At 64.5% G+C, this 12,272-nt stretch carries 9 protein-coding genes; 4 read left to right on the top strand and 5 right to left on the bottom strand.

Annotated elements, in window-relative coordinates; all coding sequences use genetic code 11:
- Both DY468_RS05940 and DY468_RS05935 read right to left on the bottom strand, forming a co-directional pair.
- On the bottom strand, positions 1-492 hold a 492-nt coding region (locus tag DY468_RS05940; RefSeq protein WP_502706212.1), incomplete at its 3' end, for a glycoside hydrolase family 5 protein.
- 14 nt (positions 493-506) lie between these two features.
- Complete coding sequence (locus tag DY468_RS05935) at positions 507-2,756, bottom strand: exopolysaccharide transport family protein (protein WP_164603304.1); 2,250 nt, start codon at positions 2,754-2,756, stop codon at positions 507-509.
- A gap of 315 nt (positions 2,757-3,071) precedes the next feature.
- Between DY468_RS05935 and DY468_RS05930 the strand changes: the two genes are divergently transcribed.
- Positions 3,072-4,292, top strand: a complete 1,221-nt coding sequence (locus DY468_RS05930; protein ID WP_164603302.1) for a glycosyltransferase family 4 protein — start codon at positions 3,072-3,074, stop codon at positions 4,290-4,292.
- Positions 4,292-5,821: a glucosamine inositolphosphorylceramide transferase family protein gene (locus DY468_RS05925; protein WP_164603300.1), complete on the top strand. Its 1,530-nt coding sequence runs from the start codon at positions 4,292-4,294 to the stop codon at positions 5,819-5,821. Before DY468_RS05930 ends, DY468_RS05925 begins: the two co-directional genes overlap by 1 nt.
- 18 nt (positions 5,822-5,839) lie before the next feature.
- On the opposite strand, the gene DY468_RS05920 is transcribed toward DY468_RS05925, so the two are convergent.
- A complete protein-coding gene (locus DY468_RS05920) occupies positions 5,840-6,199 on the bottom strand; it encodes a hypothetical protein (protein ID WP_164603298.1) in 360 nt (119 codons plus the stop codon).
- Positions 6,200-6,459: 260 nt separating this feature from the next.
- Here DY468_RS05920 and DY468_RS05915 point away from each other — a divergent pair, with 260 nt between their 5' ends.
- Entirely contained in the window at positions 6,460-7,818 is a 1,359-nt protein-coding gene (locus DY468_RS05915) for a lipopolysaccharide biosynthesis protein (RefSeq protein ID WP_246700898.1), read from the top strand.
- Positions 7,819-7,873: 55 nt separating this feature from the next.
- Here DY468_RS05915 and metA read toward each other — a convergent pair whose 3' ends face one another.
- Together metA and DY468_RS05905 are read right to left on the bottom strand one after the other, a co-directional pair.
- Positions 7,874-8,863: a homoserine O-succinyltransferase MetA gene (gene metA / locus DY468_RS05910; protein WP_164603296.1), complete on the bottom strand. Its 990-nt coding sequence runs from the start codon at positions 8,861-8,863 to the stop codon at positions 7,874-7,876.
- A 15-nt stretch (positions 8,864-8,878) separates the two neighbouring features.
- Positions 8,879-10,183: an O-acetylhomoserine aminocarboxypropyltransferase/cysteine synthase family protein gene (locus tag DY468_RS05905; protein ID WP_164603294.1), complete on the bottom strand. Its 1,305-nt coding sequence runs from the start codon at positions 10,181-10,183 to the stop codon at positions 8,879-8,881.
- Between the two features lie 264 nt (positions 10,184-10,447).
- Here DY468_RS05905 and DY468_RS05900 point away from each other — a divergent pair, with 264 nt between their 5' ends.
- On the top strand, positions 10,448-12,265 hold the full coding sequence (locus DY468_RS05900; protein ID WP_164603291.1) for a long-chain-acyl-CoA synthetase: 1,818 nt from the start codon (positions 10,448-10,450) through the stop codon (positions 12,263-12,265).
- Positions 12,266-12,272: the final 7 nt, after the last annotated feature.

Raw genomic sequence — 12,272 nt, 5'->3', positions numbered from 1 at the left:
GGCAAACACTCGCTCGACCGGATGCTTGCGAATGACGGCCGCCAGGCTCCCCCACGCGTCGGTCAGCGCCTCCATCGAGGCTTTCGGATCGTCGCGGTGCAGCCGGCCGAAACGTTCGCCCGGATGGAGGTCGACCGAAACATGGAACCCAAGGCCGATCAGCTCGGAAAGCGCCCGATCGACGCCGGCGAGCTGCCGTTCGATCGTGGCTTGCGGACTGAATGCACGCATGACCAAGTCGCCGGCGACCGGAAGACGCACATGTGTGAAGCCGGCGCCGCGCACGGCCCGCAGCAGCTCAGGGCTCGGTCCCTGCAGGCGCGCATTCTCCGTCCAGTTCGACACGTTGACACCACGGGCCAGCGCCGCAATCGCCTGCGCAGGGACGCCGGATGTCGGCCCGGTGCAACGACTCTGGGCATCGGCCTGCACGGCCCAGACGAACGCCGTCATCCCGACGACGATGCGAGCGATCGCGCCTGCGGCCGCCATGCGCCCGACGCCGATCAGCTCGCCAGCCGGGCGGCGATGGTCGCCGACGCCGAAACCGGATGGGCGCCAGCCTTGTTGACCACGACCCCGACAGGCATCCGGCCGCGACGCGACAACTTCGCCTGCGCCTCAACCGTAGCGCCACGCTCGGTGACAGTGGGGTCGACTACCAGCAAGCTGAGATCGGCGTGGGCGGCGATGTCGGCGACTTCCGGCTGCTCGGCCAAGGCGGGCGCATCGATCAGGATCAGATCGAACTCGCTGCGCACATCGCTCTGAGCCGACGCGTCGGAAACCGGTGCAATCAGCCGGATGGCGGCCGGAATCGTGGTCTTCAGTATCCGGACCTGTGGCCCGGTACTCGACACGGCATCTGGCACCGGCGCCGAAAGGCCGGGCCGCGATTGCCCCGCGACTTCGATCACCACGCTGAGCAACCCCCGATCGACCGCGATCGCATTCAATGCGCGGGCCACCGAGCTCTTGCCCGCACCGGCAGCGACCGATGTCACCAGAACGACTTTGCCGCGTTGCGTCGGCTTGGCTCCGATCGCATCGAGCAGCCCGACCACGTAATGAGTGAGCCGGCGTTCACCGTTGAGCATGGCCAGCTTGCCGCCCAAGGTACGCACGCCGCCCAGATCGGGAATGCGCGCCATGATCGAAAGGCGGACATCGTCGGCGGACGCTTCTCCGCCCTCCGCCTTTGGCTCGACCTCTGCCGGTGCAGGCGCAGGAACGAGAACAGGTGCAGGTGCAGGTGCAGGTGCAGGTGCAGGCGCCGGCGCCGGCGCCGGCGCGGGCATCGATACCGCCACGGCTTCGGCGGGGGCAGCCGCGGCAACTTCCTCCGGGGCACCAGAATCGTCGGCGGCCTCGGCCCGATCCGACAGCGAAGTCATAATCGCGACGATGGCGATCGACGCCAGCAGGGACGCGATTGCAATCGCGGCGATCAGCACCAGCAATGGCGGTCGGGTCGGCCGGGTCGGCGGGGTCGCAAATGACGCCACCTTGGTCTGGGTCGCCTGCAGCAGTCGCTGTTGATTGGTCGCGTTATAGCGTTCCAGGAATTGTTCGTAGATGGCGCGATTGGCGTTGGCTTCGCGCTGCAGTTCCTTGAGCTTCACCGAGGCCTGATCGTCGCCGAGCATTTCGCTCTCCAGCGACTTCAACTGCTGCTCCAGCACTTTCTGCTGATCGAGCATCGCCTGGTAATCGGACTTCGCGCTGGCGAGGTTTCGCTTGCGCTCGGCTTCGATCTGGCGATTGAGTTCGGCGAGCTGGTTGTACGCGATCACCAAATCGGGATGACGGTCACCGAGCACCGCGCGTTTCTGCGCGATCTGGTCGTTGAGCTGGGTCCGCTGAGTCCGTAGCACGCTGACGAGATCGGATTTCGACCCCGTGGATCCGTCGACGTCGGATTTCAGATCGCGCTGCGCCTGCTCGTAACGATTCTTTGCCTCCTCTGTTCGCAGCCGCGCGGCGGAGACCTGTTGCGTCAGTTCGGTGACGCGGAGCTGGCGCGTTGTGCTCTCCCGGCCAGCGTCGACGATGCGATACTTCGTCTTGAATGCCGCCACGGCATCTTCCGACGTGCGCAGGGTTTCGTTCAGCGTCTTCAACCGGCTGTTCAGCCACGCTGCAGCTTCATCGGCCGCGATGGTGCGGACCTTGGTCTGGCTGGCGACGAAGGCTTCCGCCACAGCATTGGCGTAACGCGCCGCGCGTTCGGGATCCTTCGCCACGAACGTCATTTCGATCACATAGGTCAGTCCGCGCCGCGCAATGTCGAGGTGTTTGCGAAACCGTTCCAACACCCGAGCCGGATCTGTCTCGCTGCCGGCAATATCGCGATCTTCTGCAACTTTGAGTTTCTCGACCAGCGGACCGAGGAACCCGTCCGACTTGGCGATCTCGATCATACTCTGCAGCGCGGCGGCGTCCTGCCCGATTCCGGTCAACACTTCCGGATCGGTGGTGACCCGCTGCTCACGTGGATCGACGATCACCAAAGCCGTCGCCGCATAGCGAACCGGAAGCAGCCACAGGACAATCAGGCCGAGCACGAAAAATGCGCCAGCGAGCGCCGCAATCCGCCGCAGATTGCCACGCAGGAACGTCACCACCACCACTGGGGTCAGCTTGGCCTTGATCAGTTCAGTCTGGGACACCGGCATCTGGTCGGGGTTCTCCCAGACGTCCGAGGTCGGATGCACGACGGGTTTCGTCGCGTCTCGGCCCGGCAGGTTACCCGACATACGCATACTCCACACCAACTGCCTCTTCCCGGCTCACCGCTGCAACAAAGTAAATATCTACGGTTAAGCGCGAGTTACCCCGACCCCCGACAGGGCTTTGGTCAACAAATAGTAAACCCGCAGGCATGCCCTCCGCAGCGGCCTCGCGAGCTGACTAGGTACACTTTTGTACTAATTAACCGAGGTCCAATGAAGTTCGCCTCGTGCACCCTCGAACGTGTACAACTCTGTCACGCAAGAACGTCCACGATTTGTTAACCGTTCGGCTGCTGCAACACCGACTTGCGGAACGCGTGGGACGAGGAGACGAAGCGCGTGAACGATCCCATCACTCGATCCGACCGTGCCTTCGCGACCGGCGGCACGTCATCGCCTTCTGCCGGGCACGGCGGCCACGGTGACTCCCGCGGCAGTGCCGCGCGCGGACGTCGCGTCCTGCTGGTCCAGACTCAGGCCGAAAATGCCGGCGCCCAGGAAATCTCTCGCCTCGTCGGCGCCGGGCTGACAGCGCGCGGTTACGAGGTGCACAACCTGTTCTTCTTCCGCCAATCGCGCGCCTTCGATGAACCCGCCAACACCGGCTATTGCGCACCGCGCCGCCCCGGAGACCCACTGTCGTTTCTTCGTTTTCTGATCGCGCTCGGCCGGCAGATCCGCGCCGTGCGTCCCGATGTGATCCTGACTTTCCAGCATTACGGCAACGCAATCGGCGGCGTCATCGCGCGGCTGGCAAGTCCGGCGCCAGTCATCGCCAATCAGGTATCGGCGCGGCTGACGATGCCGGGCTGGCTGCAGAAGCTGGACCTGCTAATGGGGAGCTTCGGCGTCTTTCGAACCATCACGGTGAATTCTGACGATATGCTGCGCGATTATTCGCGCTATCCGGATTCCTATCGCAAGCGCCTGGTGCATGTTCCGCATGGTTTCGACCAGAAGCACTCCGCCTTGACCAAGGCCGCAGCGCGCCAACGTTTCGGCCTGCCGGCCGACGGCATCGTGATTGGCACCGCAGCGCGGCTGCACCCGCTGAAGCAGCTCGACTCCAACATCCGCGTGTTGCCTGCCCATCCCGACTGGCGGTTGGCACTGGCCGGCCACGGCCCGGACGAAGCCCGACTGCGCGCGCTGGCCGAACAGCTCGGCGTCGCCGATCGCGTGTTCTTTCTCGGTGAAATCACTCCAGACGACGTCGCCGATTTCCTCGCATGCCTGGACGTTTTCGCATTTCCTTCGCTGGCGGAGACGTTTGGATTGGCCGCGGTCGAGGCCGCCCACGCCGGCGTGCCAGTGGTCGCCAACGATCTGCCGGTGCTGCGCGAAGTATTGGCCTATCAGGGAGAACCGGCAGCGGTGCTGGTCGACGCCGCAGATCCGACTGCGCTAGGTGCCGCGATCGCGGCAGTTCTCGACGACCCGCAGCTCAGGGTGCGACTTCAACGCAGTGGCGAAGGCCTGAAGACGAGGTACTCTGTCGACGCAATGGTGGACGAATACGTCCGAATTCTAGAGCAGGCGATGGTGGCTCGGATTGTCTGATGATCGTTGAGCTGCGCTTTGACCAACACCGCCCCAGGGTGTGGATGCGAAACCTACTCGGCTTGCTGTCGGGAGGCGAACGCACGCTGCAGGTGAGCTGGGTCTCAACGCCCACCGAACGCCCGGCTGGTCTCGAAGCGCTGCTCGACCTCGAACGGATGCTGCTGCGGCGCGGCCGGCGCTGCGGCGGCGACACCGAACCGGCGCTACTGCAGGACTTCCGCATCTCGCATGGCAAGCCGGAGGTGGTGATCGACTTCACCGCGGCACCACGCAAGGCCGACTGCGCCGCCCGTCTGTATCTGCGCCCGCTGTTCGATGGCCACCCCGGTGAAGATGCCGCATTGGCGGCGATTCTCGCTGGCGACCTACCAGTGATCGAAATCCATGACGAAGTCACCGGCGCCGTGATGTGGTCCGGACAGCCGTCCGGCGAAAACGCCCGGGGCCTCGGCGGCGCGCTCGGCGCCACCATGGCCCGCACAGGAACACTGCTGAAGGGCGTGCTGGAAAGCGGTCCACGGCTGCAAACGGTCGCCCGCGACGGCGCCAATCTCGGTCGCGCTCGCTCCGCAACGGGTTTCGTCACCCGCAACCTCGCGATGTTGGTGGCAAAGTCGATCTACCGGCTGTGCTGCTATGCGCCGCATTGGCGGATCGGCTGGCGCTACACTGACGACGCCGGAATCTGGAGCTCCTGCGATCTGTCCGGTCCCGACTGGCAGGCGCTGCCGAGTCCCTCCAACCGATTTTACGCCGATCCGTTTGCGATGACGTGGAAGGGCCGCACTTTCGTTTTCTTCGAGGACCTCGATCACCGTGTCGGCGTCGGCACGATCTCGGCGGTCGAATTCGGCGAAAACGGCCCGATCGGAGAAGCCGTGCCGGTACTCCAAGAGCCATGGCACCTGTCCTACCCGTTCCTTATCGAGCATGACGGCGAACTCTGGATGATTCCGGAAAGCAGCGCGCGAAACGACGTTTCGATCTATCGCTGCGTCGAGTTTCCGGGCCGCTGGGAACGGCAAGCCATACTGCTGTCCGGCGTCGAACTCGCCGATGCCACCATCCTTCAGCACGACGGCTTGCACTATCTGTTCGGCGCGACCCGCGACGACGACGGCGATGGCGGCTATTCCGATACGCTGTCGATCTACGTCGCGAACGGTCTATTCGGACCTTGGCGACCGCACACGATGACTCCGGCGCTGGTCGATCGCTCCAGCGCCCGCCCGGCGGGGCACTTTGTCCGCCGCAATGGGCGGCTGTGGCGGCCGGTCCAGGATTGCACCCGCGGCTATGGCAGCGCTCTCGGCCTTGCCGAGGTTACCGCATTGTCGCCCGAGACGTTCGCCCAGACCGTTCGCCACATCGTCGAGCCGGGACCGCGCTGGCCGGGCCGCAAGCTGCATACGCTGAACCGCTGCGGCAGGCTCGAGCTGATCGACGGCAGTGTGATCCAGCCCAAGCTGCAACCGCTCCGCTCGATGACGCGCGCCAACGATCCGGTGGCGGTCGCCGTCCGCTGAGGGCTCGGACCGGTACCTTCAGCGACCGCGCAGCAGCCGCGCGAAGATCAGTCCTGCGGCGAGGCCGCAAGTTCCCCCGGCCAGCTTCACGCTGGCGTCGAACAACCGCCCATGCCGCGACGGCTCCAACACCTGCAACAGTTCGAACAGCGCCGCAGCGCCGAGCACGATCAACGCGGCGAACAGGATGTAGCGGGGATATGCCGCTGCGAACAACGCGCCGACCAGAGCGAATGCCCCAAACCGCTCGATCGACGGCGACAGCCCAGTAGTCGGCCTAAGACCGATCGGGCTGAGGGTAGCGAAAGCGATCCCCGCCAGGCACAGCCAGGCCACGATCTTCAGGAACGTTTCGAGGTTGACGACACGATTATTCATCGATTCGATGCCCGCGCTGATGAGCCGTTGGTTGATTCCAAAGTGTGTCCTCGCTTCGGTTAGGGCCGCGAACATCTTTACCGTCCTCGACGATTGTTGCACAGCACTCCCTCAAGGAGCGTTCAAATACGATAAGTTGCCACAGTGCGCCAGGATGGTAGATGCGGGGATGTCAGTGTGGCGAACCCGATCGGGAGCCGATCGTTCCCGCATTCGCGCTTCTTCCTAGAATCCGCAGGCCCGTCAATCGGGCGAGGTTGATGACTTTGAAATTCGGCCCCACGCTCGCAAGACTACTCGACCTGCGCAACAACGCCGGCATTCGCGCGATGACCGGCGCGTTCGCGTTGCGCGTCTTGATCACGATCGTGAATCTCGGGCTGGTGACACTGGCTGCACGGACGCTCAGCGGTCACGATTTCGGCACCTATTCGATGCTGTTCAGCGCCGCCGGGCTGCTCAGCGTGGTGGCCACTTTCGGCCAGCAGATCTTCATCATGCGGTCGTGGAGCGAATACACCAATGCCGGCGACGAGCCCAAACTGAAGGGCGCGATGACCTTCACGGCGTTGGCCAGTCTCGCCGGAGGTATTCTGGTTGGCCTGCCCTTCTTCGTCTGGGTCTCGCTGGAGCACGACGCCCTGCTGGCGGCCTCCACGACCTTGTACCTCGTATGTTTCGCACTGTTGCTGATCTCTGCGCACGTCACCCGCGGCGCCGTCGGCGTCGGTGTCAGCGACGGACTGACCTACCTGATGGTCGCGACCTGTCCGGCGCTCTACCTCCTGGGCTGTGTCGCGACCGGCGCCAAGATCGAAATCCACACGATCTTCCTGACCATGGCCGCCGCCTCCTGCGTCACCATGATGGTCCAGATGACCTTGCTGCGGCGCCGCGTCCACGCCCAGTTCCCGAGCATTGCACGCGCGCGCTCGGCGTTCGAGCTGCGAACCTGGAGCACACGTTCCGCCAAGCTCTGGGTATCAAGCAGCCTGGAGGCCGCCAATCAGTATGCCGACGTGGTGCTTATCGGCTATCTGATGAGCCCCACCGTCGCGGGCGCCTATTTTGTCACCACCCGAATAGCCAATGCCTTCGCGATGGCGACCGGCGCGGTATACATCTTCTCGACCCGGCATTTCCCGCATTTGTACTACAGCCGGCAGCATCGCGAGCTGGACGGCCTGCTCGACTCCGTCGCACTGGTGACGCTGGCCGTCGTCGCCGGGGGGCTGATGCTGGTGCTCGGCGGCGGCCACTGGATCCTGTATTTGTTCAACGCCGATTACGTGCCGTATTACGGCGCGCTTGCGATCTTGACGGCCGGCACCGCGGCCGTCGCAGCAGCGGGACCGTGCGGTTCGATTCTGATGCTGACTGGCCACGAGGGCCGCTATCTGGCGATCATCGGTGGCACCGTGATGATGCGCGCGATCGGATTCTTCGTCCTGATACCGTTGTTCGGGATCGCCGGTGCAGTCGCCGCAACCGCGATATCGTTCATCACCTTGGCGGTGCTGATGCGTAGCGCGTCGATCCAACTCGCTGGAATTGACGGCTCGGTGACGCGCTTGTTGACGGGATGGCGGCGGCGTCGATTGTCACAGCCGGCAGAATAGGTCGCGCCGCTCGCTTGCGCGCACATTGATCATCAAGTTGCCGGAAACGCAGAATTCAGGCTTCGGTCGCCAGCAACGACAGCCAGTTGCCAAACAGGGAGGTGGCCGTTCCATTCAGCGCGGCCGCGAGGCCGGGTCGCGGCGCCAGCGGCGGCAGTTCGGCAATCATGTCGGGCCGCCGATGAGCTATGGCACGTAGCCGGAATGCTGCGAGTCGAGCTTCGGTCTCGGCACAAAAGTAATTCTCGGGGGGCGCAGGACAGTCCTCACGCTCGCCGCCGAGGTAGCGGCCGACGTCGCGCAGGAATTCGCGCTGCAGAGACGCCACGTCGTATTCCGGATGCCCCTGAAAGAACACCATCCTGCCGCAGCCACGACGGGCGAACATGTCGACGCCGGCATCGCCCGCACACGTCAGGACGTCGTAGCCGGCACCCGACAGATCGTTCTCATCCAGATCGTTCAGCCGCGAGTGCGATACCCGTGCCGTCACCGGCAAATCGACCAGCAGCGGATCGTTGCGCACGACTTTGGCCGCGTAGACGCCGGAGCACTTCAGCGGCAACCGGCGTCGTTCAATGCCGTCGAGATGCAGAACGGCGGCATGAGCCGCAAGGCAAGACCAGATCGACGAGCGCGTATGCGCCTCGGCCCAATCGACCACACGGCGAAACTCGTCCCAGTACGGCTCGTCAGACAGCGCCGGCGTGCGCGGCTCGGCGCCGGTGACGATCAGACCGTCGAGCTGCACGCGACCGAGATCGTCGATGTCCGAATACAGTCGATCGATGCGATGGCGGGCGGCCACCGACCGCGGCACCGAACGCAGCGCGAAGCAATGCAGCCTTACCCGCTGCGCACCGGCACCATCGCGCAGCAGCCGGGCGAACTGCCGTTCGGTCGCGCGTAGCGCCGCATCGCCCATGTTGTTGACGAGCCCGATCTCGATCGGCTTGCGATGATCCGGCTGTCGGCGCCGTTCGCCATCGATCGGCACCAGCGCAGGGCTCGCAATCGGATCAGCGCTATCGAACAGCAAGGTCATGCGGACGGCGCCCGCCTATTCGGCCGCAGCCTGACGCGGCCGCGAATTGCTGGCCCGCGCCAGCGCCTGATCGAGATCCTCGATGATATCGGCGATGTGTTCGATCCCGATCGACAACCGGATCGTCTCCGGCAGCACACCGGCCTGCCGCTGCTGCTCGACCGACATCTGGCGATGCGTGGTCGAGGCCGGATGGCAGGCGAGCGACTTGGCGTCACCGATATTCACCAGCCGGGTGATCAGCTTCAACGCATCGTAGAACGCCTTGCCGGCCTCCATCCCGCCCTTGATTCCGAACGTGAACAGCGAAGAGGCACGACCACCGAGATACTTCTGCACCAATGGGTAATACGGGCTGTCCGGAAAGCCGGTGTAGTTGACCCAGGCCACGCGCGGGTCGTCCCTCAGGAATTCGGCGACCTTGCGGGCATTCTCGACGTGACGCTCCATCCGCAGCGCCACCGTCTCGATGCCTTGCAGCAGCAGGAAGGCGTTGAACGGTGATAGCACCGATCCCATGGTGCGCTGATAGATCGATCGCGCGCGCTCCACATAGGCGGTTGGCCCGAACCGCTCGGCGTAAATCATGCCGTGATAGGAATGATCCGGCTGATTGAAAGCCGGAAACCGCTCCGGCTGCTTGGCCCAATCGAACCGGCCGCTGTCGACGATGGCGCCGCCGAGCGTCGTGCCGTGACCGCCGAGAAACTTGGTGAGCGAATGCACCACGACGTCGGCGCCGTAGTCGATCGGCTTGAGCAGGATCGGCGTCGCCACGGTGTTGTCGACAATCAGCGGAACGCCGGCGCGATGTGCCACTCGGGCGATCGCTTCGATATCGCAGACGTTGCCGGCGGGGTTGCCGATGGTTTCGCAGAACACCGCACGCGTATCGCTGTCGATCAGCCTGGCGATATCTTCCGGCTTGTCGCTGGCAGCGAACCGTCCGGTGATGCCCTGGCGCGGCAGAATGTGGGACAGCAGCGTGTGCGTGGTGCCGTACAGTTGCGGCACGGAGACGATGTTGCCGCCGTGATCGGCAAGATTGACGAAGGCGAAATGCAGCGCCGCCTGCCCGCTCGCCACCGCCAGCGCACCGACACCGCCTTCCAGCTCGGCCACGCGCTTTTCGAGCACGCTGGTGGTCGGATTGGCGATCCGCGAGTAGCGATAGCCTTCAGTCTCGAGATTGAACAGGGCCGCACCGTGATCGGCGCTGTCGAACGCGTAAGACGCGGTCTGATAGATCGGCACGGAGACCGCCTTGGTGGTCGGATCAGGCTCGTAGCCGGCGTGGATGGCAAGCGTCTCGTTGCGCATGAGCTATCCTCCCTCGCCGCGGCTGCACGTTCCATACCGAACTCCGCGCCTCCTCTTTGCTAGGATGCACCGCATTCGCCGACAACACATTTCAAAGACGATGACAAACTAACCCTAATTTCACTTGCTTATTTGAGGACAATTTTAGTTAAGTTCGAGCTGTTTACCCTAACCGCGCTTCGCCACCCCCCTCGCAACACATCGCCAACTGCATTCGCCTACAATTGCGCTCAAACTCTCCACGAACTTTCGGAACTGGTGTCGATGACCGTGGATGCTGCCGCAGCGATCCCGCCGCCCGACAGGACGCGCACGCGACCAACGGTCGCCAAGAGCTGGCTGAACGCGATCGAGATCACCGCGCGGATCGAGCGCGAACCTCTGCGGCTGCTGTGCGACGCCGTGACCGATTGGGCGGCGCGGACGCCGAACGCCCCCGCGCTGCTGTCGCAACACGAGCAGTACAGCTACGTCGAACTGGCTGGGCGCATCGATCGCGTCGCCCGCTGGGCGCTCGCTCACGGTGTCGGCAAGGGCGTCACCGTCGCGCTGCTGATGCCGAACCGCGCCGACTATCTGGCGATCTGGCTCGGCATCACCAAGGTCGGCGGCGTCGTGGCGTTGCTCAATACCCAACTCACCGGCAACTCGCTGGCGCATTGCATCGATGTCGCCAAGCCCCATCACGTCATCGTCGCGAACGAACTGAGCGATGCTTACGAAGGCGCAAGGCCATACCTGAAGCCGGCGCCGCGGCTATGGCTGCGCGACGGCAGCGACGCCGAACACGACCTCGCTGCCGCGCTCGCGACGATGAAACCCGATCCGCTGACCGCGGAGGAACGTCCCACCGTCACCATCGATGATCCAGCGCTTCTGATCTACACCTCCGGCACCACCGGATTGCCGAAAGCAGCGCGGGTCAGCCATCGCCGCGTGATGAGCTGGGCAGGCTGGTTCGCCGGCCTCACAGGTGTCACGCCCGAAGATCGCATCTACGATTGCCTGCCGATCTATCACAGCGTCGGCGGCGTCGTCGCGACAGGCAGCCTGCTGATGGCCGGCGGCTCGGTGGTGATCGCCGAGAAATTTTCCGCGCAGCGGTTCTGGGACGATCTCGTGCGCTACGATTGCACGCTGTTTCAGTATATCGGCGAGCTGTGCCGCTACCTGATTCAAACGCCGCATTCGCCGAACGAAACGCGACATCGTCTGCGCCTCGCCTGCGGCAACGGACTGCGCGGCGACGTTTGGCAGGCGTTCCAGGCCCGGTTCGCGATTCCGCAGATTCTGGAGTTCTACGCCTCTACTGAAGGCAACTTCTCGCTCTACAACGTCGAGGGCGAGCCCGGCGCGATCGGGCGGCTGCCGTCGTTCCTGGCACATCGCTTCCCGGCCGCGCTGGTGAAGTTCGACTTCGACACCGGGCTGCCAGCGCGCGACGACCAAGGGCGCTGCATCCGCTGCGCGCGCGGGGAGGCCGGAGAAGCGATCGGCCGGATCGGCGAAGCCGAGCGCGGAGGCGGACGGTTCGAGGGTTACACCAATGACGGCGACAGCGAGCGCAAGATCCTGCGCGACGTGTTCGCGCCGGGCGATGCCTGGTTCCGCACTGGCGACCTGATGATGCAGGACGCCAGGGGTTTCTTCCGCTTCGTCGACCGGATCGGCGACACCTTCCGCTGGAAGGGCGAGAATGTCGCGGCGAGCGAAGTCGCCGACACGCTGGCCGCCTGCCCCGGCGTCATCGATGCTTGCGTGTACGGCGTCAGCGTCCCGCATTGCGACGGCCGCGCCGGGATGGCGGCGCTGGTGACCGACGCAGGTTTCGATCTCGCAGCACTGTATCGCCATCTTGCCGAGCGGCTTCCGGCCTATGCGCGACCGCTGTTCCTGCGGCTGCGACCGACGCTCGATCTCACCGGCACCTTCAAGCAGGTCAAACAAGCGCTGATTGGCGACGGCTTCGACCCGGGCTTGGTAGTCGATCCGCTGTATGTCGCCGATAACGCAGCGGGCCGCTACGTGGCGCTCGACGACGACTTCTTTGACCGCATCGCCCGCGGCGCAATCAGACTGTGAGGGACGC

The organism is Rhodopseudomonas sp. BR0M22 (genome assembly GCF_010907035.1).
Taxonomy (GTDB): domain Bacteria; phylum Pseudomonadota; class Alphaproteobacteria; order Rhizobiales; family Xanthobacteraceae; genus Rhodopseudomonas.
The sequence above is the reverse complement of the archived record's forward strand: the minus strand, read 5'-3'. Positions and strand labels throughout refer to the sequence as shown.

Coding starts and splice junctions, on each gene's coding strand:
- DY468_RS05935 (WP_164603304.1), bottom strand. CDS start 2,756: ATGTCGGGTAACCTGCCGGGCCGAGACGCGACGAAACCCGTCGTGCAT.
- DY468_RS05925 (WP_164603300.1), top strand. CDS start 4,292: ATGATCGTTGAGCTGCGCTTTGACCAACACCGCCCCAGGGTGTGGATG.
- DY468_RS05920 (WP_164603298.1), bottom strand. CDS start 6,199: ATGAATAATCGTGTCGTCAACCTCGAAACGTTCCTGAAGATCGTGGCC.
- DY468_RS05915 (WP_246700898.1), top strand. CDS start 6,460: ATGACTTTGAAATTCGGCCCCACGCTCGCAAGACTACTCGACCTGCGC.
- metA (WP_164603296.1), bottom strand. CDS start 8,863: ATGACCTTGCTGTTCGATAGCGCTGATCCGATTGCGAGCCCTGCGCTG.
- DY468_RS05905 (WP_164603294.1), bottom strand. CDS start 10,183: ATGCGCAACGAGACGCTTGCCATCCACGCCGGCTACGAGCCTGATCCG.
- DY468_RS05900 (WP_164603291.1), top strand. CDS start 10,448: ATGACCGTGGATGCTGCCGCAGCGATCCCGCCGCCCGACAGGACGCGC.